Below are 25,101 nucleotides of genomic sequence, written 5' to 3'. Positions count from 1 at the left end.
CTAACTCAACGAGCTGCAACATATCAGCGGCTAGTTTCTTCATCCGTTTATTGTTCTCCTTCAGATGGCCTATAAATCCTGAACCTCTTTAAGCGGTTTCCAGGGTGTTTTTGCTAATTCTGCGTCTTTGGAGTCGCCTGAGCAAACTCGGCACAGGTACGTAACTTCTACTGACCAGCCACGATCGGTATTTCCTAATGCCAGGCGGATTTGGGTGCGCGGGGTTAACCAGGTTACGGTTTGGAGTTCGCCCACTTGCGCGGTTTTTCCTTTACCGTATTTATCCGTTATCAAAGCGGCCAGGTCAATGGCGGCCTGTTTTACATCAGCTTCTGTAATGCTTGCCCTTACGTAATAAAAATAGTTCGCCGACAAAAGCGAATCGCCGTTAAACTCATATTCAAGCCCGACATTCCGTTCTGCTAAAGGAACCTGGACGTAAGTGAGTTTTTCTTTTTTTACCGACGTTGGTTTAGTAGCTTCAGATTCCCTGACCTGCTTCGGCGAAAACCCCCAACGCACTTTTCGAACGTCAAATTCCGGCTGAGCCATCAGTTGGGTCAGAGCGATCAGTTGGAGAAAAAGTACGCTAAGAATTCGCAAACAGGTAGTTTTCATGGTCAATTCTGGCTAAAATTAGTACGGATTTTACCAACCCGATCCAACCAGTACAATCGGAATCCGAAAGAGATTGTTTCGCGAACGTATTCTCTTTTCTGTTTTTCACAACTGCAATGACAAGTAAAAAACATCCTGATTGAACCTATATAAGGAGAGCTTACCAGGTTCATGAAAGCCCTATTCGATTCTATCTAAAAATGATACGACCTTATCCGTTTCTCCAAAAGACAATCTTTCTATTTTTTCTTCTTTTTTCGGTAGAAATCGCGTTTTCGCAGGCTCAACCGAACGGCCGCGAAAAGCCTTTACGTTTGTTTATGATTGGCAATAGTTTTTCGCAAAACGCATCGAAGTATTTACCCGAGTTAAGTAAAGAAGGTGGTCACGTATTGGTAATCGGACGCGCCGAAATTGGCGGCAGTTCACTACAACGGCATTGGGAGCATGCTGAAGCGGCCGAGCTGAATCCCGATGATCCAAAAGGAAAACCTTATAATGGAAAATCGCTGAAGATGCTGCTTTCAGACGGCGTCTGGGATATTGTTACCATTCAGCAGGCGTCCATACTTTCCGGCGATGTAGAAACGTATCGACCTTACGCCCGCAACTTATACGATTATGTCAAGAAACTACAGCCAAATGCAACCATCGTCTTTCACCAGACCTGGGCTTACCGAACTGACTCAAAGGATTTTAGTCGGATAGCGAGTGGTGATTCGGCCAAAAGTTCAGAACAAATGTGGGAGAAATCGAGGTCGGCTTATCATACCATTGCCAACGAATTAGGAATCTCACTCATTCCCAACGGCGATGCGTTCTGGCAAATTAACTCCAGCCCGAAATGGTCGTACCAAAAAGACAACTCGTTCGATCCCAAACAGGCAAAATCCTCCACCCTACCAGATCAGACGCATTCACTGCATGTGGGTTATCGCTGGGATAAAGACAAATTAGTTTTCGATTCTCACCACGCCAACGAGGCTGGTTGCTACTTAGGCGGATTGGTTTGGTATAGCTTCCTCTTTGGCGAATCGCCCGTCAAACTAACTTTCAAACCTGCTGAAGTAGACGATGATTTTGCCCGCCAATTGAGAAAAGTTGCCTGGAAAACGGTCAAGAAGCAGAAGAGAGTGAAAATAAAGTGAAAAATACTAGCTTCTTTGTTTCAGGCCACACAATAAAGTTGGCGATTCTGCGTTTTAAGAGAGTTACGTTTCATTTGCTCCGGTAGTCAATCTGCTGGAGCTTTTCTTTTTTAGGCAAATCCAATTCGAAACTCTGTCCAACCATCATCGCCCGTTTTGAGCGAGAATGAAAGTTGGTGACTCAGCAACACTTCACGAGTGAGCGTCAGACCAATACCTTGTCCTTCTGGTTTTGTGCTGTAGAACGGATTAAAGAGATTTCCAACTTCTTCGACTGGAATGGGTTGCCCATTATCGCGGATGAGTAACTCGTGTGCTTTACTGTTAATTTCAACGACCTGACCTGGCTTACAGGCTTCAATGGCATTTTTTATTACGTTTAGAAGTACCTGCTCGATCTGCTCCACATCAACCAGTTGTTCATTATGTTCGTCGTCCAGAATAGTCAATGGAATACCTTGCCCATCTGCCATTGGCTGCATAAGTCGCACTACATTTCGAACAATCTCGCTAATGTCCTTCAGTTGTTTCTGGGGTTGTGGCAATCGCACTACGTCGGCAAATCGACGCATAAAGCGATTCAGTCTATTGTTCCGCTCAATAGCGACCTGCACAGCATGCTGTACATCAGGTTCGTCAACGTAGGATTGTGAAATGTCAAGAATTGAGTTTACGGCGCCAATCGAATTGTTCACTTCGTGCGCCATCATCCGGATAACTTTGCTGTAGGCTTTCTTTTCCGTCGCCAGAATTTCGGGGGTAAGTTCTTCAATAATTAGAAACGACCGCCGAAAACCTCTGTCCATAAAATTCGCCCGGAGCACTTTGTAGGTTTCGATGCCGTTTGGCTTCATCACCCGTGATTCTCCGTCGGCTAAATCAGCTACTTGCGCTAGTAACGAATACCCTAGCGCATCCAGTGGCTTACCCACCACATCATCGGATTTTACGGATAACAACGTACTGGCCCGTGGATTGACAGACGCAATATTTCCATCGAAGTCGAAAATCAGGATAGCGATGGGCGCGGCTTCGATCAGTTTGTTTAAGAAAAATTGCTGTTCCACCTGTCGGGTACGTTCGAGTCGAAGCTGGTCGATCATGAGATTATAGACCATTATGAGTTCATCTACTTCCTGATTACCCGTTGGCACAAATTTGACCGTAAAGTCTTTATCCCGAATGGCTTCAATACCGGAAGCAATAAATTCGGACGGCTGCTGGAAAAGCTGATAAATACGCAATGCTACGTAACCAGAGGCCAGAATCAGGATTTCTGAGGCAATAAACAGTAGTTTATCTTGCTGTAAGATCCAGCCAATCAGTGCAATAAGCACCAAATGAACAATGGAGATATAAATCAGGTAACGCGTTCGCAGGTTGATGTGCATTGAGCAGAAGGCAAAGGGTTCGGGGCAGAGGGTAAAGGTAGAGAGCATATGTTAATAATAACCCCATGCCCTCCGTCCTTACCCCTCTGCCTCTGAATACGGTATGCCAAATTTCTCCAATCGACGGTAGAGTGCAAAACGGGTGATACCCAACGCTCGTGCCACTTTAGCGACCCTGTTCTGATGAAAAGCCATTGCACGCTGAATCATCTGGTACTCCATTTCTTCCAATGTCATGGTACCAACTTGTGGGAGAGGACTAAGGGCTTGGGACAGTGGGTTGGGGGCAGTAGGTAAATTTCGTTCAAAATCATCGGGTTGAAGTTCGTCGCTAGAGGCAAGGAGAACGGTGCGCTCAACAATATTTTTCAGTTGACGGATATTGCCGGGCAAGGCCAGGTTTTTCAACCATTTCTGCGCGCCTGAACTCACGCGCAAGTCAGGGCGATTATAAATGGTTTTCAGGTTGTTGACGAAGTAATTAACCAATAACGGAATATCGCCCGAACGTTCGCGGAGAGCGGGTAGCCGAACAGTAATGAGGTTGATTCGGTAAAACAGATCTTCGCGAAATAGTCCGTTGCTAACCATTTCTTCCAGATTCCGATTCGTGGCACAAATGACCCGCACATCCACCGTCCTCGACTTACTACTGCCTAAGGCCTCAAACGTTCGATCCTGTAATACCCGCAACAGCTTAACTTGACTTGCCGGATCAAGATCGCCGATTTCGTCCAGAAAAATAGAGCCTTTGTTAGCGAGTTCAAATCGACCAATGCGATCACTTTTGGCATCCGTATACGCTCCTCGAACGTGACCGAAAAGTTCACTTTCAAACAACGTACTCGAAATTCCCCCCAAGTTTACCTTTACAAATGGCTGCCGCTTCCGACGGCTATTCTGGTGAATGGCCTCAGCAATTAACTCTTTTCCCGTACCACTTTCCCCCGTTATCAGGACGGGCGCATCGGTGGGAGCCACACGCCCGATAGTCGATAGCACGTCCAGCAGATTGGCATCTTCACCAATAATATTATCGAATTGAAACTGCTGATCAAGTTTCCGTCGACTAGGCGATACAGTTACCGTTTGCGCTTGTACCAAATTAAGCGCCGTTCTGACGGACTGGACGAGGTGTTCGTTTTGCCAGGGTTTGGTGATAAAATCTTTTGCTCCTGCTTTCATTCCATCTACGGCCAGGTCAATGCTGCCCCAGCCCGTAATCAGAATGACTGGTACGTTCGGAATCCGCTCCCGAATCCGACGAAGTAACCTCAGTCCATCATCGCCCGACGTATCGACCGAGAAATTCATGTCCAGCAAAATAACTTCCGGTGTCTCCTCCGCCAGCACCTCAAACGTCTCGAAGGGACCATCCGCCAGGCGCACAGCAAAGCCCTCTTTCTTAAATAGTAGAGAAAGAGACGTTTGAACAGCAATATCGTCGTCGATGATAAGAATCATTTCAGCAGAGGACTGGGTATTAGCCACAAATTTATTTGCGCTTCATCAAAAATGATCGAACTATACTTCTATCCTATTCCTCATGCAAAGCTGTGGCGGGTTGAATCATGGCAGCCTGCCGACTTGGGAACAGGGCACATATTGTAACGATGCCGTATATGACCGCAATTGCAATAATAATCGCTGTTACGTACACACCTGCCTGGACATCAAAAACATTTAGCAGTGGAAATTGACTGGCGAAGAGCAGACCGATTAGCATAGCAAACGTAGCGAGCACCCAGATTTCGCTAATGAATTGGGTTGAAATACCGCTGCCTGTTGCGCCAATGGCTCGGCGTAGGCCTATTTCGCCCCGACGTTTGGCGATGCTCAGATTCAGTACGCCGAACAGGCCCAGTGCCACGTTGATCAAGAGAAACGTACACACAATCAGCGCCACAATGACCGGCACCAATACCAGATTATGCTGGTTTTTTCGCGAATCGGACAAGTAGTCGACTTCAACGCTCCAACCTGTTACCATCGACGCAATGTCTTTCACAATTTTCGCTTCGAACACCGCATCGGTTCCGGGTTTCACGCGTATCAGCATGGTGTCGTTCCAGGTTTCATTGAGCTTTACCAGTTCAAAAATCGCTGGTTTATCCGTCATAAATTCCCCTTTCGCCTTGAATTTATCGACTACTCCAACCACTCGAAATTTATCGGCAAGGATTTTCCCCAATGGATTTTCGTCGCCAAACAAACCCTCTTTTGCTTTCTGATTTATCACAACGGGTTTGTATTTCCCAACGCTATCGACGTTTCGATACCAGCTCCCGGCCGTTAACGGGATGTCGAGCACTTTCACGAAATCCTCATCGGTCACATAAAAATCAGCCAGTACCTTCCGCTTATTATATTCGACACCGTTATTCATCTGATTGGCCGAAAAGGGGAAATTACCACTCATTCGAGAAACGGCCGCCACCTCAGAATAAGCTTTCAGCCGCTGTAATATGCGCTGCTGTTTATCAGCGATGGCAACCGTATCCTGATTGTTTCTCAGGCCAATAGCCCAGACGTTCTCATACGTGAACCCAAGCGGCTCCCGGTAATTACCAACGTTAATGACAATCAAGGTCGCCAGTCCGAACAGTACCATAAACGAAGCCCAGATTTCCACGATCAGTAGTGCGTGCGACCTCTTTTTGTTCCAGATTAATTTAAACAAATGTTGTAACATAGGAGTAAGTGTTTGGGGCAGAGGGTTCGGGTCAAAGAGGATTTATCCAACCCTCCGCCCTTACCCCCATGCCCTATGCTTTTAAAGCTTCAGCAATAGTAAGTTTCGACATACGGAGAGCGGGAAGTACGCCCGACAGGAATCCGAAAACCAGACAAACCAACAGGCTAACCAGGAAAACGTTTAGGTTGATGGTCAGGTCGGCAAAGGCAATCCAGCCGCTTGCATTAATCAGGTGAATGGCAATACTTGTCAGAGCTAACGCAATTGCCCCGCCAATCAACGTAATGAAAATATTCTCCACGATAAACTGCCAGACCAGCGTTTTAACAGGAGCTCCAAAGGCTTTACGAATGCCAATTTCAGAACCACGCTCCATGATGCGACTAACGTTAATATTGACCAGATTGATGGCTGGCAATCCCATCACCATTAGCATGATGAAAGCAACGACACCGAAAAAGATGGTCTTGAGTCCCGCATTCTCACCGATAATAGTACCGATAAAATTCTCCATGTAGGGTTCACAGCGTACTTCCAGCACACTATATTTAAAACCATCTTCTACGCCCGGTAGAGGAATCCGGTTTATTCGAGCCTGAAATTCATCCTGAATGGCCGCAAAATCAGATTTGTTTTTAGCAAGTATCATGCAGACATATCCACCTCGCTTACCACTTCGCTGGTAATTACTTTTGGGTGTTGTATAGGGGAAATAGACATCAGCATAACTAAATGGCCGGGTGATAGGCCCACTTTTAACAACGCCAATAACCCGATAGCGAATATTTTCGATCTCGATCGTCTTTCCCACCGCCGTCTCCGATTCGTCAAAATACTGTTTCTTCAAATCATCGGTAATGACCGCTACGTAATCGCCATTAGCAATATTTTGTTCGTTGTAAGGTTTTCCTTCCAGAAATTCGAATCCGTTAACGTACCAGAAATCCGCATCGGTAAACTTTGTATTCAGTTTAATTTTCTGCGAACCCACGTACGCATTCGAGCTATTGATAAACGTGGCAATCGTTACCCGTTCGGGCGTTTTCAACGTTTTCGTGAAATCCGTTAAAAACTTGAAACTCATAGGCCCCGAACTCCGGGATGTTCGGGTCGAATCCCGCAAATCCATCTGCATAATGTACAGGGTCCGATCCCGCCTAACTTCAGGATAATGAGTGCCGAAGAGGTGATCGAGAAACGATGTTAGTACCATTAAAACAGTTAGTGTCAGGCTGATACCGAAGAGCGTAATGAAGGTATAGAACGGATGCCGCAGCAAGACCTTCCAGGCGATTTTTATGTAGTTTAAAAGCATTTTTAAATGAGTGAACGAGTGGATGAGTGAAAGAGCGGAAGAGTAAGGGATCATGCTAGCTTTTCGCTCATTCACTCTTTATAAAACTTGCGTGCCATCAAATAACCTTACCAGCCTATGCGTCCGTTTGGCCATTTGTTCGTCGTGGGTAACCATCACAATGGTAGCCCCCTCGTCGTTAAGTTGCTGGAGGATGTTCATGATCTCGTTTCCCATCGCACTGTCGAGATTTCCGGTTGGTTCGTCGGCCAGAATAATGTCGGGATTTCCGACGATAGCCCGTGCAATTGCGACCCGTTGTTTCTGACCACCAGACAGTTGCTTAGGAAAATGCTTCATACGATTCCCCAAGCCTACTTTCGCCAACGCATCTTTAGCGTACTCCTGACGCGGTTTACCATTTGTAGATCGATATAGCAAAGGAATCTCTACGTTGTCTAGCACCGAGAGGTCATTGATCAGGTGGAAGCTCTGAAAAATGAATCCAATTTTCTGATTTCGCAACCGGGCCAACTCTTTGTCGCGATATTGCGTAACGGGCTGCCCATCAAGCTCTACCGTACCTTTCGACGGTTCATCGAGCAATCCCATTACGTTCAGTAGCGTACTTTTGCCACAACCCGAAGGCCCCATAATGGAGACGAACTCGCCTTTCTGAATATCCAGATTGATGTTATTCAGCGCCAGCGTTTCGATAGTGCTGGTCCGGTACACTTTTTCGATGTTTTTGAGGTGTATCATAGCTTTGGTGTTTACCTCACCCCCGGCCCCTCTCCTGTTTTAGGTGAGGGGCCGGGGGTGAGGTGAGTTACTTTATTTTCTGGTTTGTTTCAAAATCGTATAAAGTCAATAAACGAAGGGTATAAAACGCTTGCCAGTAGTCACGGAGGGCGATGATAGCGTCGCGACGGGCGCGGTCTTTTTCCTGCGTAGCAATTCCTAAATCCGTCACACTCAGGTCGCCGAGTTTAAATCGATCCTGCGCAATCTGATAGCGACTCTGGCCAATTTGATCAGCTTTTTCGGTCAGGGTTACCTGCTGGCGAAGCATCTGTAGCAATGTCACCTGTGTAAAAATCTCCTGCTCAAATGTCAGCTTATCCTGTTCAACGGTTTGCTGCGTCAGTTCCCGATTAGCCTTTGCCGTTTCAACCAATGCCTGCGCTCGTCCCCAGGTCATAATTGGTAAAGTGAACTGAAGCGACACATATTCGCGATTCTGCGGACGTACATAAATATCACCCAAATTCGGCCCCTGATTCGACAATCCGTAACCGGCTGTTAGTGCAGCATTCAGCCCATTATTTTTGCGTGCTTTTTCGAGATCCCGGTCGGTCTCCAGCAATCGTCGACGGAAGCCGATAGCGCTGGAACGGTTGGCAACGGCTTCATCGAGGGCCTGTCGAACGTTGACGGCTAACATCGGTAATTGATTGGGAATAGCCAGTTTAAGCGGCTGCAATTGAGCCGTATCACGCATTCCAGTAAATGACCTCAGACGTAGCGAAGCCACTGCTTCTGTTTGCCGGGCCGAAGCCAAATCTTTCTCCGCATTCAACACGCTCAATTGAAGTTGAAGTAAATCGTTTTGCGAAATCTTGCCCAGATCGAGTTTGTGCAACGCAATGTGATACAGCGTATCGTTGTTAATGCGATTGGTTTCAGCGATCTGAAGATTCACCTGCGCCACCAGCAAATCAAAATAGAGTGTGGTAGCTGATAACGAAACCTGTTCGCGAGCCTCGAGTGACTGTTGATTGCCTTCGGCATAAACCAGCGGCTGAATCTTTCGATCCCATCGCATCAGGTTGAATTGGAACAACGGCTGACTCAGTCCAATCCCAAACGGAACGCCATTGTACAGCGTATTTCCCTGAATGAAATTATCGAATCGCTGCAGTTGTTTCTGAATAAAAATTGTCCCACCCGTTGGCGCAATCGTCTGACTTAGCGATAGATTCAAGATCGAGTTATTGTAGGATACGGGCTCGAACTGAATGTTTCCATCGGGTTGTATTACCTGAACATACGACCGGGTGAAGTTGGGCAGCGTACCATCTAGACTTAGTTGAGGTTTGAACTGTGCCAGAAATGACCTGTACTGCCAGTAGTTCGTCCGTAATTGCGTACTGGCTCGCTTGGCCGCTACCGACTGATTTTGAGCTAATTGTAGCACTTCGTTCAGTGTGACAGGTTGCGTTTGCCCGGAAGCGGTTTTACCCAATAACCACAAACCGAGTAATAAAAAACAGATGCGGTTCATAGCGATTATGGTTTCTTGGGGTCAACGGTGATTTCTGCCAGATTCTCATACTCGCTCAGGTCGGTCAGAATAACCTGTTCTCCTGCCTGCACCCCCTGTTTGATTTCTACAAAATCGAAGTTGGACAAACCGACGGTCACTTCCCGCCGTTGTGCTACGTTACTACCCTTTGGCAATACGTAGATGTATTGTTTACGCTTACCCTTAAACGTCGGTCCGTTGGCTACTCGAACCGCTTCTCCAACACGATCCGTGATCACAAATACATCGACCTTCATATTTGGTCGTAGCGATGCGTGGTGACTATTATCTAATTGAACCACGAATTGCAAAACCCCATTTTTCACAGCGGGTTTCACCTGAGAAATCTGCCCCCGCAGGCTCGTTTCGTTCACCTTTACAATGACGGGCAAACCTGCTTTTACCTGACTGGCGTATACATCAGAACAGGAAGCTTCGATTCGAAAACTGCCTAAATCAGCCAGTTTAGCTAATATTTCACCTTCGTTTACTGACGAGCCAATATTCTCGTTTACCCACGTCAACACGCCAGGCCGGTCGGCAACGATGTTGGCCTGATTCAGTTTGTGGTCTAATTCTTTCAGATTTTTTTCTTCGATCTGCGCCTGTAGAGTTGTCTCGCGTAAACTGGCCCCCATCGATTGCCGGTTGTAAACCAGATCATTTTCCAGTTGTTTTTTCTCCAACTCAGCAACACGTAGTAAGTTTTCCGCGCGAGTTACGTCTTCGGCAGTGCTGCCTCCTACTTTCTGCAACCGGCGAGCGCCTTCCAGATCAGCTTTTAGTTTATTGATATTGAGCAGTTTAATCTGATCGTTCACTTCGGCATCGTACAAGCTTTTGTTCAACTTCATACGGAGTTGGTCAATACCATTCCGTTTCAGTGCTAGCTGGTCAGCCAGTTTCTCCCGCTCAATTTCAGACAGTGATTTATCGAGATCAAGGATCGGCTGACCAGGTTTTACGGCTGTACCTGGCAAGAGTAGAATACGTCGAATGCTGGCCCGAATCGGACTAGTAAAGATTTGTTCGAAAGCCGGAATAACTTCGCCCGTTGCATTCAGTGAGTTTTCAACGGGGCCAGTCTCTGCGATCGCCGTCCGAATCCGACTGGCTTCCACCGATGTTTTCAGGGCATTTCTTGCCCATAGGACCGTAGCGACTAATCCGACCACAATGGCTACCCCGATGAATAGGTTTCGGTTTCGGCTTCGATTGGCGATCTCTGGGGCAAGTTCTTTATCCATTTTCTCTGTTGTCAGTCACAGAGAATAAAGCCAAACAATGTGCCAGTACGTAATATTCTATTTATCAATCAATTAGTCTATATCAAAGCACCAGAAACTGTGCGATTTCGCACAGATCGTTACGTTTCCGCACGAGCGCTCCAACTGAAAAACTATCTGAACGTTTTTTTTTCAACATGAAAGCCGGAAAGCTTTTCGTACCTTTTTAACTTTAGTTTTTTCATTATTGGTTTATCCTCAAAAAATGACAAAAGTTACCCTCTCTATTCTTTTCCAGTTTCTTGCTTTGCTTTCCTTCGCGCAACCGAATCTGGTACCGTATGTCCACCCGCTGATTGGTACCGAAAAAATGGGGCACACGTTTCCCGGTGCGACCGTACCGTTTGGTGCAGTCCAGCTTAGTCCCGATTCAGACACGCTTTCCTACGATTTCAACGGCAAATACAACGGTGATGTGTATCGGTATTGCGCAGGCTATAAATACGAAGACAAAACGATCGTTGGTTTTAGTCACACCCATTTCAGCGGAACGGGCCACTCTGACCTCGGCGACTTTCTGATTATGCCTACACAGGGCGAATTACAACTCAATCCGGGCGTTTCATCGAATCCTCAACGTGGCTATCGATCAGCGTTTTCGCACGCCAACGAAGTTGCCGAAGCGGGTTATTACAAGGTTAAATTAGACGATCATAATATTCTGGCCGAATTGACGGCCTCTACCCGCGTTGGCGTACATCAGTATACGTTTCCGAAATCAGATCAGTCGCACATCATTCTGGATTTAATGCATGGCATTTACAATTATGATGATAAAGTTGTCTGGACGTATGTGCGTGTCGTGAACGATACGTTGATTACGGGTTATCGCCAAACGACTGGCTGGGCCCGTACCCGAACGGTTTATTTTGCCCTATCGTTCTCCAAACCGTTTAAAAGCTACGGCCAGAAAAATCTCGATAAACCGCAGGTTTACAAAGGGTTCTGGCGAAAATTTGATCAGACACGCAATTTCCCGGAAATCGCTGGTAAGCGAATTCGCATGTATTTCGATTTCGATACGCAGGAAGGCGAAAAGATTAAGTTGAAAATGGCGATCTCGCCAGTGAGTCAGGAAAACGCGCTGGCCAATATGCAGAACGAGGTTCCCCACTGGAATTTTGAGCAGGTAAAAACACAGGCACAAGCCGCCTGGAATCAGGAACTGGCTAAGATTCAGATCGATGCATCAGAAACGGATAAGGTAAATTTTTATACCTCGATGTATCATGCGTTTGTGAACCCAACCATTTATATGGATGGCAACGAGCAATATAAAGGACTGGATCAGAGCGTTCATCGAGCCAATGCATTTACCAATTACACAACATTTTCACTTTGGGATACGTATCGGGCGCTACATCCTTTTTTCAATCTGATGCAGCCGGGACGTAACAACGATATGGTACAATCCATGCTCGCCCACTACGATCAGAGTACGTTGAAAATGCTGCCCATCTGGTCGCATTACGCCAATGACAACTGGTGTATGAGCGGTTACCACAGCGTATCGGTGCTGGCCGATGCAATTATCAAAGGTGTATTTAAAGGCGATGCCCAAAAGGCGTTGGAAGCCTGCATGGCTACGTCCAATCACCGTGAATACGAAGGCATTGGTGATTACATCGATAAAGGCTACATTCCGGCTACGGCCAATGGTACGTCAGTTTCTAATACGCTTGAATACGCTTACGACGATTGGTGCATTGCGCAACTGGCGAAAAAATTAAATCGGCAGGACGTGTACGAAACGTACCGAAAACGCGCTCAAAACTGGCAGAACGTTTTCGACAAATCCATCGGATTTATGCGTCCACGGCTAACGGATGGAACATTTAAACCTGAGTTCGATGTGTATAGTACTCACGGACAAGGCTTTATCGAGGGCAATTCCTGGAATTTCAGTTTCTTCGTCCCACAAGACCCCGCTACATTAGTTCAGTACATGGGAGGCCCAACGAAATTTGCCGCCCGACTTGATACGTTGTTTGCGATGAATTTACCTGATAAGTTCTTTGCTGAAACCGAAGACATTACCCGTGAAGGAATCATCGGTGGGTACATTCACGGTAACGAACCTGCTCATCACGTAGCGTATCTTTACAATTGGGCGGGTCAACCCTGGAAAACGCAGGAACGTATCCGCATGATTCTTAAAATGCAGTACAAACCTACCCCAGATGGGTTAGGAGGTAACGATGATTGCGGCCAGATGAGTGCTTGGTATCTGTTTTCGTCGATGGGTTTTTATCCTGTAGCACCTGGTTCTGAAGAGTATGCGCTGGGCAGCCCTTCGGTGAAAAAAGCGCAACTAAACCTCGACAATGGCCAAACGTTTACGATTGAAGCCATCAATCAGAGTGATAAAAACGTCTACGTACAGAAAGTTCTACTGGATGGTAAGCCATTGACCAAGCCGGTCATCACTCATTCCGATATCCTGAAAGGCGGAAAACTGACGTTTTACATGTCGGCTAAACCGACTAAGAAGTGAATAGCGTAGTTGTTTATTCTTTATCATCCTGACAATAGGAAGGATCTCAATTTGTCCTTATTTGTATATTAGGAAACGGTAAGATCCTCCCTGTCGTCAGGATGATAAAAAATAAACTTACTGACTATTAGGTACTTCTTCAATGTACTTATTCTCCAATCACAACCACGGCTTTCCCAACAACCCGGCGCTCCATCATATCCGTAAGCGCCTGAGGAGATTCGGCCAGTGAGTATAATTTCGATACGTGGGGCGAAATCTTACCTTCTGTCGCCCAGATCGCGAGTGTCTGCATATTTTGTCGGTTCAGCGTAGCCTCTTTCTGAGCAAACATGCCCCAGAATACACCCACAATAGAACTACCTTTCAGCAAAGCCAGATTCAGTGGTATTTTGGGAATTTCACCTCCAGCAAAACCAACGACCAAATACCGTCCTCGCCAGGCCAGCGATCGAATGGCAGGTTCAGCCCAACGATCGCCAACAGGATCATAGATCACATCAACCCCATTCCCTTGTGTAATTTCTTTGATTCGTTCACGCAAGTCTTCGGTGCTATAGTTGATCAAATGCGCAGCCCCTTTCTCCCGACAAACAGCTAATTTTTCATCCGTTGACGCTGCCGCAATGACCGTTGCCCCCATTAATTTCCCTAATTCAACAGCCGCTAACCCTACTCCACCAGCAGCCCCTAACACCAGCAATGTTTCGCCTTCTTTAAGCTGCGCCCGATCTTTCAGCGCGTGATACGACGTACCAAACGCATAAAGCGTCGATGCGCCGGTTACGAAATCCATTCCGTCGGGCAATTGAATTGTTGCACGGGCATCCGCAATGCGTTCTTCGGCCAAGCCGCCATGCGTGCCAAACGTAAATACACGATCACCAGGCTTAACATGTTTGACCCCTTCACCTACTGTTTTTACGACGCCCGAAGCTTCACTTCCCGGCGAAAACGGCAAAGGTGGTTTGAACTGGTACATATTTCTGATCGTGAGTGTATCAGGGAAGTTCAAACTACAGGCTTTCACTTGAATTAAGACCTCACCCGCTCCCGGTACTGGCGATGGGACATCTTCGAGCGAGAGCGAATCAGGTAACCCATAGACACGACAAAGAATGGCTTTCATAAAAGGCGAATTAAGAGAGTTAGGAAATGGTCAATTTTCATAAACTAGTTAGGCATACAAATCGATTTACCGAGTAAAACTGATGGATCGCCGAAAAAACATTGGCACCCGTTCCTGCCCACAAGTGGTTTCTACTATACTGATATGTAGGCGTATAGACCCTAACGAAATAGCAGTATAAATAATCTTGTGTGCATGAATGTTTAATGCTGAATTCGCGTTAATTTGACGCCATTACACAAGCCACTACCCATAAGCCCCTACTCAACCTATGACTGGAAGCAAACTGGATTTATGCCTAAGCATGGGCTATTTTCGGATGCATCAGGACATTTTTACGTGCCAGATAGCCCGTTTTGGCAATCGGCTTTGCGCCGTACATTGGCTACGTATTGTGCTACCGGACGTTACCTACGGAACGAAGCAACTGAGACTGCTACGTAGCAATGAAAAATTTTCGGTTGCGGTTAAGCCATTTGCGCTGAACGACGAACTAGAAACTCTCTACGCCAAGTATCGGGATTCGATTAATTTTGACGCACCCGATTCGGTTGAAGCCTGCCTGCTGGACGGCGCTACTGAGAATGTTTTTGATAGCTATGTGGTTGAAGTTCGTGATCAGGGAAAGTTAATAGCCGCTGGTATTTTTGACGATGGGAATCAGAGTATTGCCGGGATCATGAACTTTTATGATCCCGACTATCGGAAATACAGTTTAGGCAAATTCCTTATGCTGCAGAAGATGAAACATGCTCAGCTTCAACGTAAAACCTATTACTACCCCGGCTATCTCGTTCATAACTTCCCTAAATTCGACTACAAACTGTTCGCCTGTGAACCAGCAACAGAGGTTCTTCATGCCACCAGTGGCATCTGGATTCCATTTTCGTGGGAAACCGTTAATGCATTGTCTATCAGCAGTCTAAGCGATTATTAGTTTTAGGGTGGGAAACCCAATTAGTTTCCCACCATGAATACGGCATTACTGAAGAGTAATTTTCCATTGTACCAGAACCCTCTGAAAAGCGGATTATCGGCCAGGTACACAACACTTCCACGACCCATATTCTGAACGCCCATCAGCAGTGTGTTTTTCAATTTTTCCTTAGCGTTTCTTCCCGAAAAACCAGCTACGTAATTATCCGTTTTTAGATACCCGACATTCCAGCCATCTTTCAGAAAATCAAAGTTAAAAGCGTTCTGAACCAGCGAATAATAGCCCCCCGTTAGGCCAAAACCCAGTGGGTGGCTCGTATCGAGATTAACGCGGTAAATACTTCCGGGAATTTCATCCGAAATAGCTGATCGTTCGCGGTTTACGTATAGTTTGATCGAATCGGCAGCACCCGCTTTTTTGGCTTTATCTGTTGGTTTTTCTTCTTTTTCTTTTAGCTCGAACCCTTCCTTACCAGCGAGAAAAGCAGAAGCCCGTTCCATAGCAATGAGTTTTCCACCTGCCCGAATCCATTCTTTGATCGATGCCAATGTTCGATCATTTAACACACGGCTGTAATTGTAATTAGTCGGTAGCACCAGCACATCGAATTTACTCCACTCCACATTAACCAATGAACCTCCATCGAGTAGCGTTACGGGGTATTTTAATTCCTGATCGAAAAAGTGCCAGACCTCCCCTGCCGATGGCGGAGGAGTCCCTTCGCCAACCAATACGGCCACTCGCGGAGCTTTCAAACCAGATACGAAATCAGAGCCAAAATCAGAGCCTGATGTTACAAAGCCAGTTTGAACAGGAACCACTTCCGCCCCTACCGAAGTAGCAGCCTGCATAACTACTGAACCAAGTCGATCGCCTAACCGCTCATTGCCCGTTCGTGCGATAATTAACGTTCCAGACTGGTAGGCTTTCCCTTCTAATTCAAAGCTTTTTTCGGCGGCTCGAACCCGAATTTTCTGTTTTAGCAAATTGGCTAGCACCTGCACAGATGGTAATGATTGCCAACGAATCAAATAGGCGTATGGGGTACTGGTAGTTGAGCTAGGAATCGTAGTTGCTTGCGTTGGAACGCTTCCCATTTTTGGATCAATACGGGTTGGCAAACCATAGGTTTGTAATCCGAATGCATAAGGCAGCGACCAGGCGGTAATGTCGTACGTTGCCGAATCCTCCAACGCCGAATTCTGTTCAAACAAGATTTTCAGCAGTGTCGATTTTGGCTGATAGGCGCTAATCACAATATCTTCAGCACCTACCGACACATTTTTATCAACTTTCTGGGTAGTGTAATTGAATCCATTCGCTGCAGTCTGCGCTTTTCCGGCAACGCCAAAACTGATTTTGTTACGATCGAGTAATTGCTGTAATGCCTTAAGCCGACCAGCATCCCCATTCGATTTAATGACATAACTTTTATACGGACCAATTGGTGAATTCCGCGATTTATCGAAAAACTGACCAAATTCCTTCACGATTTCAGCCGGTCGATCCGCGACCGATTCGAGGGTAGCAATACTAGCCGTATAATGGTGATCTATCCGTTGACGAAGCGTGAGTGTATCGCCGTCGGCTTTCGTGATCGCCAACCCGGCACGACCACTTCCGCCCTGTTCATAGGTCATCCCAATCGCACCATTATAGGTTGGATACGTATCGCCATAACTCGGATAAAACAGATCGAATCGTTCGCGTGTATAATAAAGCCAGCCACTCTTGTCAAAATACCGGCTGCAATACTGACCAATAATTTGCTGGAATTGGCGCTGATATGGGGTTATGTCTTCGTGGTATGGTTTGGCCGACGGGGCAAAATAATAAGGACTTTCAACGCCCATTTCATGGAAATCGCCATGCAGTTGCGGCATCCATTGCTGGTACAAAGCCATGCGTTGCTGAGTGATTTCCTGCGTTTGCCAGGCCCAGTCGCGGTTTGGGTCAAACAGATAGTGTGTATAACGACCACCAGGCCAGGGTTCATTATGTTCACGAGCATTCGGTGTTGGATCAGGAGTTCGACCCAGCATTTGATTATACCAGTTCACATAGCGATCATGCCCATCTGGATTCAGGCCCGGATCCAGAATAACGACAGTCGTGTTGATGATTTTCTGCGAAACGACATCGGATGTGTTCAACAGGCGATAGAGGACCTCCATAAATGCTTCTGAACTCACCGCTTCATTTCCGTGTACGTTGTAACTGAGCCAGGCAATGGGTGGCTGTGACGAAGCTGTCGGTGTTCCATCCATCAGCCCAATTCGTTTGAGATTATTCGTCCGAATTTCTTCAAGTCTTGTCATATTCGCTTCAGAAGCGATTGCGACGACCATCAATTGTCGTCCTTCGTAGGTCGTACCATACGGAATCAGTTTTACTCGAGTTGGAAATTGACGTGCAATTTGTTCAGCGTAGGCTAAAACACGATAGTGCGGTGTGAATCGTTCACCAATCTTGTAGCCTAGAAATTGATCAGGTGTTAACGGAGTTGTTGAAGAAGAGGACGTTGACTGAGCCAAGCCCGATACGGTTGCTGTTAGCAGAGCTGCCAGCAGTAGAACGTGTTTCATGTATACGGTGAAAAATCGAAAAAGCTAACTCCTTCAAAAATAGCAGTAAATCGATCAGAAACCCTTTTTTTAGAAAAATTTTACCGCTAGTAGTTGTATTATAAAAACATAGCCTTACCTTTGCACCACGTTTCGCTAACGCAGCGGCTAAATCGCCAAAACGTTAGGTCTTGGACACAAGACGGCCGATTCGTCTAGCGGTTAGGACATCGCCCTTTCACGGCGGTAACACGGGTTCGATTCCCGTATCGGTCACTAACAATTAAACAAAAGCTCAAAACCAGCCCTTTACAAGGCTGGTTTTGTTGTTTCTACCCCCTATTCTCGGATCAATCTCAAAAGTTATGGAGAAATCGTATGCTATTGCTCAAAAGCAATAGGCCACTCAAAAGCGGGAGATCGGCTAATGGTGCTTCAAGATACGCCCCATTCTTTTGTTGAAACCAGTGAAGGAGTAGCCCGTTTACTGGTGATGCATCAGGCTGCGGCTCAACTAAAGGAATACTTCCGAACGGTCATTCAACAGGCTGATCAGCGTATTGTGGGGTGACGAGTTTTAGGGATGAGGAGAATGATATACAATCGACATTTTTGGAGATAGGATTCTGTAACCAACTAAGCACCGAGCGATGCTATCCTATCCGCCTGTGGGCTACTCAATCTTGCTGGGCTTTTGATAAATATAACTGGTCTTCTTTGGTAAGATTTTATCTAACCAGCTCATACGCTGAAGAGGCAGGCTGGTAGCCCCTTTTTTGAGAGAATCAAATGAAATACCCGGTTGTCGAATCAATAATTCACGACTAGCTAAGGGTTCTCCCAGACCACTAGCACTAAAATCATAGGTAGTGCAAACACAAATGAGCGTATCCGCTCGAAGCCAGTCGTGGTTTTCACCCCATAAGCCGCAATTGAAATGCCGATAACCTATGGCATCCTTTCGACCGTTTCCAGTTTGGAATACGCTCATAAAAAAATGGAGTTGCGGAATAGCGCCATCAATAAATTCAATCCAGCCAGCGAAATCCATGGCTTTCCAGTATCGATCGAAGGTGAGATAACCGTCTTTATCGGAGCCTATCGTCCAGGCCATTCGATTGAAAATATAGGGATCTGTGTTTCCCCGGGCTTCATAGGTACGATTATAGCTATACCAATTACCGATGACGCCTTTAGCTAATGTAGAGATATGCGCCCTTTTTCGAAGAATGTGCCCTTGGGGAATGGCGGAAGATGGCTTTGAAATGTATAACCAACTTAGTATTAGCAGCACACCAACCAGCCCGATCGCAATCGCTTGCAGCCATCGTGCCTGAATCCGTAGGCGGTAATTAGTGGCCGTCAGGTTTTGAATAGTTTGTGCCGTGCCAGCGTCAGTTTTTTCCTGTTGCTCGGAATTGAGCGCTGACTCATAATCGGTTTTATAGGCGTTAAAATCTGGATAGCCCAGCGTTTTTGCCAGTGCTAAAAAGAACTCCGGATTCGCATTAATATCAGTATTTTTTTTAAGGAGATTGTCGTAATGATTCCGATAATTGCTGCCACTGAATCGGTGTCCAGTTTTCAGGGCGACATATTCCGGCAATCGATTTTTACCCAGATGGGGGCTAGATTTTGCCCATACTTCTTCCCCTTTAACATTACGCATGTTACCCAACACCTGATTCATGGGAGCCGGTGGGTCTTCCGGATTATTGAATTCCAGGGCTAATTCCTCCCGAAAATACTGGCGCAAGACGTCGTTCCATAAGGTTTCAAACAGCTGGCGGTCGGTAACCATACCACAAATGAAATAAATAGATATATCTGATAGGAAAGCGCCCAAACAAGGCAAATTACGCACTTTGCTATCGACAAAAACAGCTGTGTAAGTCTGTGTAAATAGTACTGCACACAACTTAACAACGCTGTGATCTTGACTTTACAATCAAAAATAATGGAAATTTCATACGAAATAGCCGGAAGCGGTTCTTTGGCTTTCCAGCGATAACGTTAGTATGTCAACGACTTTTACCAACTAAACACGTTTGAGAATGAAAACTTTATTGGCCGCCTATCAGGCAAAATCAAGCAACCCTTTCTCGTTTGAGGTGACGCAGGGCGATGAATCGATTGGTGAACTTACCTATAAAAACTGGTTTCAGTTTACGGCTTCCATTGAACTGGCTAACCGTTCGACCTATTCGATTATTCCAAAAGGATTTTGGGGATCAACCATTGAGTTGAAAGAGGCTGACATGGTGTTGCTGACATTCTCCATGAACTGGAATGGAAGTATTGCGCTAAAAACCTATTTTGATGCTATTGAGAAAGAATATCTTTTTAAGCACCGAGGTGTATTTAACGAATCGTTTCTACTTATCGACCAGCAGGAAAATGAATTAGTAGTCATGAAGCCTCATGTGAAATGGAGCCACCTGAATTATAATTATACGATTCAGCCATCTGATCGCTTTGAGTCTCTGGCGAATAAGGAATTACTCTTGCTGACATCCATACACTGTGCTAACTATTATATGTCGCTAATGGCCGGTATGTATTAACTTTTTTCGCTGGCTTTTCGACATACACTAATTGGTATGGCCCTAGCGAATTAACACGTTCGTTATACTGGTTATTAACCTACTTATCGATGAGATCGTCGCCAATAAGATGATCCTTTTGGTTATTGACCATAATATAAATACTCATGATGCGACAGGAGGCACCGTTGGCAGACGGGCAGAATCATGCCAGTAACGCCGTAACATCAATACATACTCATGCCAGCTTTCCAGATCGTCAGGTTTTTGGGTATAGGCCACTGCTCCCTGTTCGTAGGCTTGCTCAATTTTATCATTCTCATCCAGATAGCTCAGGATGATAATAGGCACTCGACCTTTAAAACGAGACCGTAATTCTGGCAATAAGCTTAACCCATTAGCTGATTCGCGCAGGTCAATATCTAAAAGAATGAGTTGGGGCGGCTGATCAGCCTGGGCATCCAGATACGCCAGTGTTTCCTGAACAGACCGGGTATTGGTAAACCGCGCCTGAGGAAATACCTTTTCAGCGACTCTAACCATAAGATCATGAATGGGTGGTTCATCATCCACCACGAGGATGCTAAATATTTGGATAGATGGTTCTGACAGCATAAGTTCAGATAATGAATAGCGGTAATTTTATATACTGAACCAATTTTGGAGTCGCTTGTATAACAGGGCATTAATCGCTTCGTTGATTGACCCGGCGGGTGGGTATTTTAGCGAACCTAAACCAATAAAGACGAATCTGCTCTGCAAGATCGACCAATTCCTGATGTTGCATAGGTTTGATCAGGAATGTATTAGCGCCTAGTTCATAGGCTCGGTTAATATCTTCCTCGTTGTCGGATGTCGTTAAAATCAACACAGGTACATGTCGATACAAGGGCGAACTTTTCAAATGAGTAAGCACCTCAAATCCACTTATCCGGGGCATATTTAGGTCTAACAACACTAAGTCAGGCAAGAATTCTGTACTATTAATACTTTCTAAAACATCCGTACCATCGCTGGCAAATCGAAGATTGTAGAAGGCCGAATCCCTTTCAAAAGCGGTTTTTAAGAGATACTGATCATCTTCATCATCATCGATGATCAACACATTAAACGTATTTTTCATTCGCTTCTATTGGTATGAAACCACCACGCTACCGCAAACCTAATTTAAAAACCACCAAGACCTTTCTCGCTGATAAGATGTAAGGGATGACGTTTCGTACTTTGGAAGGTAAAGTTCGAAAAAATGTTAGCCTGTTACAAGGAAACGGCCTCCGTATCTGTCTCGATAAATCCTCCCATATCAGACGAAGGAAAACTATACGCTACCCATAATGAGTTTAAGAGAAGCTTTCTAGCCAGAAACAGAAACCCTTCCTGGTTTCTATCGTTTAGTTGTAAATCATTTTCAGCCAACTCTTTACTCAATACCGATAAGAGAAAAGACCAGGCATTGAGTAAACTCCTCTTAGTATTTGCTCTGGCTTTGGTTAATCCCCAATCAATCTCATCTCGCAGCAACTGTATGTGCTTTTTGATTAGCTTTGGACGTGTACTGAAAGCTGAAGCCGATTAAAGTAAAAACGATGAAAAGACTCCTATACTTCTCTTTAGCGATTTTTTGGGCAGGAGCCTGTAAGCAAGTTTCGGATAAGAGTACCAACCGCGTAGTCATAACGGGGATAGACACTTCCAAAAAGCCGGGGGATGATTTTTTTAAGTATGCCAACGGCATTTGGTATGATACCGCCCGGATACCGGCGAGTCAAACAGGTGTAGGCTCCTATTCGTTTTTGAATTATCCCCAGCGTATGCGGTTGCAGGCAATTCTGGATAGCATTTCAGCAGACACTCACCCAGCGGGAAGTATCGAACAAAAGGTCGGTGATTTTTATGCGTCAGGCATGGACACATCCGCTATTAATAAGCGCGGGTATGATCCTATCAAGCCTTTGCTCGCCCGCATCGATGCCATAAGCGATATTTCTTCATTGCTAAAAGTGGTGGCCGAAGAACAACAAGCAGGAGATGGTTCGATTATTGGTTTTTCGGTAGGCCCTGATGACAAACAGAGTACAATCAATATTGCCCAGTTTTATCAATCTGGTATTGGCTTACCCGAAAGAGATTATTATTTCAAGACTGATTCGTCAACACTTGCAATTCAACAAGCCTATAGAAACTACCTCACCCGCCTGTTTGAACTGACAGGTACTGATGCTGCTACCGCCCAGAAAAATGCACTCGTAGCTTATACTATTGAAAAACAACTGGCAACCGCACATCGAACGAATATCGAACTTAGAGATGTGAAGGCTAATTACAATAAACTAGCAGTCGCGGCTCTGTCCCAAAAACACCCTAATCTAAACTGGGCAACGTTAGTAAAAGACCTGGGCGTACAGGTTGATTCGGTCAATGTAGGACAACCGGCTTATTATGATAAGCTAAACACGCTGTTAAAATCAGTTTCTATCCAGGATTGGAAAGTCTATTTAAAAGCCAACGCGCTCACCAATTACTCGAATTTCCTGAGTCAGCCATTTGTGGATGCATCTTTTGCGTACACAAAAATTCTGACCGGACAAGCCGTTAAGAAAACACGAGCCGAAGAAATGGTGCAAGCAGTTGATGGTTCGCTCGGTGAAGCATTGGCCCAATTGTATGTAAAAAAGTATTTTCCGGAAGCGGCTAAGAAACGAATGGCTACGTTGGTAGACAATCTGGAAAAAGCGTTTGAAGCCCGCATCAATAAGCTGGATTGGATGAGTGATTCCACCAAAGCCAAGGCAAAAGAAAAACTGTACGCTTTCACGGAGAAAATCGGCTACCCGGATAAATGGAGAGACTACTCGAAGGTAGACGTGAAACGAGATGCTTATTTTGAAAACCGACTGTCTGCCAATAAAAATGAGTACCGTTACAACCTGGCTAAAGTGGGGCAGAAAGTCGACCGGACGGAATGGCTTACGACCCCACCAACCGTGACGGCATACAACAATCCTCCACTCAATGAAATTGTTTTTCCGGCGGGTATCCTACAATCTCCGTATTTCGATGTGAATGCGGATGATGCGCTGAATTATGGCGGAATCGGTATGGTGATTGGGCACGAAATAACGCACTCCTTCGACGATCAGGGCGCCCAGTATGATAAAGTCGGAAACGTGACTAATTGGTGGAGAAAAGCGGATTACGCAAAGTTCAAAGCGAAAACCCAGCAGGTTATTGACCAATACAATCAATTTACCGTATTGGATTCCGTGCATGTAAAAGGGGCACTAACAGTTGGGGAAAATACAGCAGATATTGCCGGGGTTGCCATTGCCTATGATGCGTTTAAGTTGACAGAACAAGGCAAAGACACAACGAAACTGGACGGATTTACACCTGATCAACGGTTTTTCATCTCGGTAGCCCGAATCTGGCGGGTAAAAACACGGGATGCGTATATGGGTATGTACGTAAATACCAATCCGCATTCACCAGCCAAGTGGCGGGTAAATGGGCCCCTAATGAATTTCACGCCTTTTTATAAAGCCTTTAATGTGCAACCGGGCGACAAAATGTACAAACCCGAAAAAGAAAGGATAACTGTTTGGTAATGAGATTATCACAAGGAGCTACGAAAAAACTTTAGTGCTAACTGAATCACCGCTTCGTGAACCTGGTGCCGATCAACCGATTTGTCATCTGCGAAATAAATAGGGTCTGATTTTTTCACCTCGTCAATAGCTTCGTTCAGCATCACGTAGTGCCCAGTTTTCCCGCCAAATTCATGATAGATTGAGCCTGGTATTAGGGCGTGAAAATGGCGGGCGTTCGTTGCGACTGGGGCCATACTATCGCTTTCTGAACCTATAATATATAGTGGCGCATGGATGGCTTTCATCTGGTCTTTACGGATAAACCCCTGACCGAGTGCGGGCGAAATTGACAGAAATGCCTTTATTCGATTATCGTTCAATGCGGGCAGATTTTTTATGGCGGCTTTTAGGGAGGGGTCGTCCAGATAGCGGGCCACACCAGGCAGTTCAGGAATATCTAATTCGTTACGGCCTGTCGTTTTGTAATAGGTGATCAAGGCCTGATAATCCAGCACCGCCCCTGCCAGAGCAATAACCGTATAGCCCCCAAACGAAAAGCCAGCTGCGACCACCCGTTGAGGATCAATCACCGTGCGAAAATTAGGGTCTTTTACTAAAGCGGTCAGAGCGAAACTAATGTCTAATGGACGTTCCCATGGCTTGAGAAATTCAAGAGGAACCTTGTTGTCGTACGTATTGCCCCAGTGATCTACAGCAGCTACAATAAATCCGTTTTGAGCCAATCCCTGCGCCAGCCACTCCATTGTTAATCGGCCACCGCCCGTACCGTGAGAAAGCATAATCAGAGGTAATCTTTGATTAGGTAAATGCCCATTCCGCACAGTATGCTGACGAAGAAATGGAGAAAACATCTTATCGCTCGCTTTTAATGTGTCGTCGGTTGGATACCAGACTTCCGTTACGACTGGTCGTTTGCGGGTTTCATCTGTGAAGGTAAACGTACGCTGACCAAGTTGAGCAGGTAACTTTTGCTGAGCAAAGGTTACCTGTTGAATCAGTAGAAGGGCGAAAATTGTGGGCAGTTTGTAGTTCATCGTTTTGTTGATCGGGTGGTACAAAGCAAGCCCTGGTTTGCCGGAAAAACATTGA

Annotated in this window: 20 protein-coding genes and 1 tRNA gene; 7 read left to right on the top strand and 14 right to left on the bottom strand. The window is 45.8% G+C overall.

The annotated features are described in order from the left end of the window. Positions 1 to 69 precede the first annotated feature (69 nt). Positions 70 to 618 (bottom strand): hypothetical protein, encoded by a 549-nt coding sequence (locus ACYVE4_RS25755; protein ID WP_461043156.1) that lies wholly within the window; start codon positions 616 to 618, stop codon positions 70 to 72. Between the two features lie 200 nt (positions 619 to 818). Between ACYVE4_RS25755 and ACYVE4_RS25750 the strand changes: the two genes are divergently transcribed. Then, positions 819 to 1,766: a DUF4886 domain-containing protein gene (locus ACYVE4_RS25750; RefSeq protein WP_461043155.1), complete on the top strand. Its 948-nt coding sequence runs from the start codon at positions 819 to 821 to the stop codon at positions 1,764 to 1,766. 110 nt (positions 1,767 to 1,876) lie between these two features. Here the strand turns inward: ACYVE4_RS25750 and ACYVE4_RS25745 are convergent, their stop codons facing one another. The 7 genes from ACYVE4_RS25745 to ACYVE4_RS25715 form a co-directional block, all read right to left on the bottom strand. Next, positions 1,877 to 3,157: a sensor histidine kinase gene (locus tag ACYVE4_RS25745; protein ID WP_461043335.1), complete on the bottom strand. Its 1,281-nt coding sequence runs from the start codon at positions 3,155 to 3,157 to the stop codon at positions 1,877 to 1,879. A gap of 78 nt (positions 3,158 to 3,235) precedes the next feature. Then, positions 3,236 to 4,621: a sigma-54-dependent transcriptional regulator gene (locus ACYVE4_RS25740; protein ID WP_461043154.1), complete on the bottom strand. Its 1,386-nt coding sequence runs from the start codon at positions 4,619 to 4,621 to the stop codon at positions 3,236 to 3,238. Between the two features lie 73 nt (positions 4,622 to 4,694). Further along, positions 4,695 to 5,849, bottom strand: coding sequence for an ABC transporter permease (locus tag ACYVE4_RS25735; protein WP_461043153.1), 1,155 nt, complete (start codon positions 5,847 to 5,849; stop codon positions 4,695 to 4,697). A gap of 73 nt (positions 5,850 to 5,922) precedes the next feature. Beyond that, positions 5,923 to 7,167, bottom strand: coding sequence for an ABC transporter permease (locus ACYVE4_RS25730; RefSeq protein WP_461043152.1), 1,245 nt, complete (start codon positions 7,165 to 7,167; stop codon positions 5,923 to 5,925). A gap of 78 nt (positions 7,168 to 7,245) precedes the next feature. Next, a complete protein-coding gene (locus ACYVE4_RS25725) occupies positions 7,246 to 7,908 on the bottom strand; it encodes an ABC transporter ATP-binding protein (protein ID WP_461043151.1) in 663 nt (220 codons plus the stop codon). 67 nt (positions 7,909 to 7,975) lie between these two features. Then, positions 7,976 to 9,430: a TolC family protein gene (locus ACYVE4_RS25720; RefSeq protein ID WP_461043150.1), complete on the bottom strand. Its 1,455-nt coding sequence runs from the start codon at positions 9,428 to 9,430 to the stop codon at positions 7,976 to 7,978. Between the two features lie 5 nt (positions 9,431 to 9,435). Further along, positions 9,436 to 10,698 carry an efflux RND transporter periplasmic adaptor subunit gene (locus ACYVE4_RS25715; RefSeq protein ID WP_461043149.1) on the bottom strand — a complete coding sequence of 421 codons (1,263 nt, stop codon included), beginning with the start codon at positions 10,696 to 10,698 and terminating at the stop codon, positions 9,436 to 9,438. A gap of 244 nt (positions 10,699 to 10,942) precedes the next feature. On the opposite strand from ACYVE4_RS25715, the gene ACYVE4_RS25710 reads away from it, so the two are divergent. Continuing rightward, positions 10,943 to 13,231 carry a GH92 family glycosyl hydrolase gene (locus ACYVE4_RS25710; RefSeq protein ID WP_461043148.1) on the top strand — a complete coding sequence of 763 codons (2,289 nt, stop codon included), beginning with the start codon at positions 10,943 to 10,945 and terminating at the stop codon, positions 13,229 to 13,231. Positions 13,232 to 13,379: 148 nt separating this feature from the next. On the opposite strand, the gene ACYVE4_RS25705 is transcribed toward ACYVE4_RS25710, so the two are convergent. Further along, positions 13,380 to 14,360 carry an NADPH:quinone oxidoreductase family protein gene (locus ACYVE4_RS25705; RefSeq protein ID WP_461043147.1) on the bottom strand — a complete coding sequence of 327 codons (981 nt, stop codon included), beginning with the start codon at positions 14,358 to 14,360 and terminating at the stop codon, positions 13,380 to 13,382. 271 nt (positions 14,361 to 14,631) lie between these two features. Between ACYVE4_RS25705 and ACYVE4_RS25700 the strand changes: the two genes are divergently transcribed. Continuing rightward, the gene (locus tag ACYVE4_RS25700) at positions 14,632 to 15,297 is read left to right on the top strand and encodes a GNAT family N-acetyltransferase (protein ID WP_461043146.1); all 666 of its coding nucleotides are present in this window, start codon (positions 14,632 to 14,634) and stop codon (positions 15,295 to 15,297) included. 20 nt (positions 15,298 to 15,317) lie between these two features. On the opposite strand, the gene ACYVE4_RS25695 is transcribed toward ACYVE4_RS25700, so the two are convergent. Further along, positions 15,318 to 17,882: a M14 family metallopeptidase gene (locus tag ACYVE4_RS25695; RefSeq protein WP_461043145.1), complete on the bottom strand. Its 2,565-nt coding sequence runs from the start codon at positions 17,880 to 17,882 to the stop codon at positions 15,318 to 15,320. Between the two features lie 183 nt (positions 17,883 to 18,065). On the opposite strand from ACYVE4_RS25695, the gene ACYVE4_RS25690 reads away from it, so the two are divergent. Both ACYVE4_RS25690 and ACYVE4_RS25685 read left to right on the top strand, forming a co-directional pair. Beyond that, positions 18,066 to 18,137: transfer RNA gene (locus ACYVE4_RS25690), tRNA-Glu, on the top strand. Positions 18,138 to 18,288: 151 nt separating this feature from the next. Then, entirely contained in the window at positions 18,289 to 18,432 is a 144-nt protein-coding gene (locus ACYVE4_RS25685; RefSeq protein ID WP_461043144.1) for a hypothetical protein, read from the top strand. Between the two features lie 102 nt (positions 18,433 to 18,534). Here ACYVE4_RS25685 and ACYVE4_RS25680 read toward each other — a convergent pair whose 3' ends face one another. Further along, positions 18,535 to 19,662, bottom strand: a complete 1,128-nt coding sequence (locus ACYVE4_RS25680; protein WP_461043143.1) for a hypothetical protein — start codon at positions 19,660 to 19,662, stop codon at positions 18,535 to 18,537. A 253-nt stretch (positions 19,663 to 19,915) separates the two neighbouring features. Here ACYVE4_RS25680 and ACYVE4_RS25675 point away from each other — a divergent pair, with 253 nt between their 5' ends. Next, positions 19,916 to 20,425 (top strand): hypothetical protein, encoded by a 510-nt coding sequence (locus ACYVE4_RS25675; RefSeq protein ID WP_461043142.1) that lies wholly within the window; start codon positions 19,916 to 19,918, stop codon positions 20,423 to 20,425. Positions 20,426 to 20,569: 144 nt separating this feature from the next. Here the strand turns inward: ACYVE4_RS25675 and ACYVE4_RS25670 are convergent, their stop codons facing one another. Both ACYVE4_RS25670 and ACYVE4_RS25665 read right to left on the bottom strand, forming a co-directional pair. Then, positions 20,570 to 21,019 carry a response regulator gene (locus tag ACYVE4_RS25670; protein WP_461043141.1) on the bottom strand — a complete coding sequence of 150 codons (450 nt, stop codon included), beginning with the start codon at positions 21,017 to 21,019 and terminating at the stop codon, positions 20,570 to 20,572. 70 nt (positions 21,020 to 21,089) lie between these two features. Further along, positions 21,090 to 21,527, bottom strand: a complete 438-nt coding sequence (locus ACYVE4_RS25665; RefSeq protein WP_461043140.1) for a response regulator — start codon at positions 21,525 to 21,527, stop codon at positions 21,090 to 21,092. A 463-nt stretch (positions 21,528 to 21,990) separates the two neighbouring features. Here ACYVE4_RS25665 and ACYVE4_RS25660 point away from each other — a divergent pair, with 463 nt between their 5' ends. Further along, a complete protein-coding gene (locus ACYVE4_RS25660) occupies positions 21,991 to 24,009 on the top strand; it encodes a M13 family metallopeptidase (protein ID WP_461043139.1) in 2,019 nt (672 codons plus the stop codon). Between the two features lie 8 nt (positions 24,010 to 24,017). Here ACYVE4_RS25660 and ACYVE4_RS25655 read toward each other — a convergent pair whose 3' ends face one another. Beyond that, complete coding sequence (locus tag ACYVE4_RS25655; protein ID WP_461043138.1) at positions 24,018 to 25,046, bottom strand: alpha/beta hydrolase family protein; 1,029 nt, start codon at positions 25,044 to 25,046, stop codon at positions 24,018 to 24,020. Positions 25,047 to 25,101: the final 55 nt, after the last annotated feature.

The organism is Spirosoma harenae, assembly GCF_054776975.1.
Note: the sequence above shows the minus strand (reverse complement) of the source record. Positions and strands in the feature narration are given on the sequence as shown.

What these genes read in the sequence shown, in the direction of transcription:
- ACYVE4_RS25755 (WP_461043156.1), bottom strand. Translation starts at nt 618, where the DNA reads ATGAAAACTACCTGTTTGCGAATTCTTAGCGTACTTTTTCTCCAACTG.
- ACYVE4_RS25750 (WP_461043155.1), top strand. Translation starts at nt 819, where the DNA reads ATGATACGACCTTATCCGTTTCTCCAAAAGACAATCTTTCTATTTTTT.
- ACYVE4_RS25745 (WP_461043335.1), bottom strand. Translation starts at nt 3,157, where the DNA reads ATGCACATCAACCTGCGAACGCGTTACCTGATTTATATCTCCATTGTT.
- ACYVE4_RS25740 (WP_461043154.1), bottom strand. Translation starts at nt 4,621, where the DNA reads ATGATTCTTATCATCGACGACGATATTGCTGTTCAAACGTCTCTTTCT.
- ACYVE4_RS25735 (WP_461043153.1), bottom strand. Translation starts at nt 5,849, where the DNA reads ATGTTACAACATTTGTTTAAATTAATCTGGAACAAAAAGAGGTCGCAC.
- ACYVE4_RS25730 (WP_461043152.1), bottom strand. Translation starts at nt 7,167, where the DNA reads ATGCTTTTAAACTACATAAAAATCGCCTGGAAGGTCTTGCTGCGGCAT.
- ACYVE4_RS25725 (WP_461043151.1), bottom strand. Translation starts at nt 7,908, where the DNA reads ATGATACACCTCAAAAACATCGAAAAAGTGTACCGGACCAGCACTATC.
- ACYVE4_RS25720 (WP_461043150.1), bottom strand. Translation starts at nt 9,430, where the DNA reads ATGAACCGCATCTGTTTTTTATTACTCGGTTTGTGGTTATTGGGTAAA.
- ACYVE4_RS25715 (WP_461043149.1), bottom strand. Translation starts at nt 10,698, where the DNA reads ATGGATAAAGAACTTGCCCCAGAGATCGCCAATCGAAGCCGAAACCGA.
- ACYVE4_RS25710 (WP_461043148.1), top strand. Translation starts at nt 10,943, where the DNA reads ATGACAAAAGTTACCCTCTCTATTCTTTTCCAGTTTCTTGCTTTGCTT.
- ACYVE4_RS25705 (WP_461043147.1), bottom strand. Translation starts at nt 14,360, where the DNA reads ATGAAAGCCATTCTTTGTCGTGTCTATGGGTTACCTGATTCGCTCTCG.
- ACYVE4_RS25700 (WP_461043146.1), top strand. Translation starts at nt 14,632, where the DNA reads ATGACTGGAAGCAAACTGGATTTATGCCTAAGCATGGGCTATTTTCGG.
- ACYVE4_RS25695 (WP_461043145.1), bottom strand. Translation starts at nt 17,882, where the DNA reads ATGAAACACGTTCTACTGCTGGCAGCTCTGCTAACAGCAACCGTATCG.
- ACYVE4_RS25685 (WP_461043144.1), top strand. Translation starts at nt 18,289, where the DNA reads ATGGTGCTTCAAGATACGCCCCATTCTTTTGTTGAAACCAGTGAAGGA.
- ACYVE4_RS25680 (WP_461043143.1), bottom strand. Translation starts at nt 19,662, where the DNA reads ATGGTTACCGACCGCCAGCTGTTTGAAACCTTATGGAACGACGTCTTG.
- ACYVE4_RS25675 (WP_461043142.1), top strand. Translation starts at nt 19,916, where the DNA reads ATGAAAACTTTATTGGCCGCCTATCAGGCAAAATCAAGCAACCCTTTC.
- ACYVE4_RS25670 (WP_461043141.1), bottom strand. Translation starts at nt 21,019, where the DNA reads ATGCTGTCAGAACCATCTATCCAAATATTTAGCATCCTCGTGGTGGAT.
- ACYVE4_RS25665 (WP_461043140.1), bottom strand. Translation starts at nt 21,527, where the DNA reads ATGAAAAATACGTTTAATGTGTTGATCATCGATGATGATGAAGATGAT.
- ACYVE4_RS25660 (WP_461043139.1), top strand. Translation starts at nt 21,991, where the DNA reads ATGAAAAGACTCCTATACTTCTCTTTAGCGATTTTTTGGGCAGGAGCC.
- ACYVE4_RS25655 (WP_461043138.1), bottom strand. Translation starts at nt 25,046, where the DNA reads ATGAACTACAAACTGCCCACAATTTTCGCCCTTCTACTGATTCAACAG.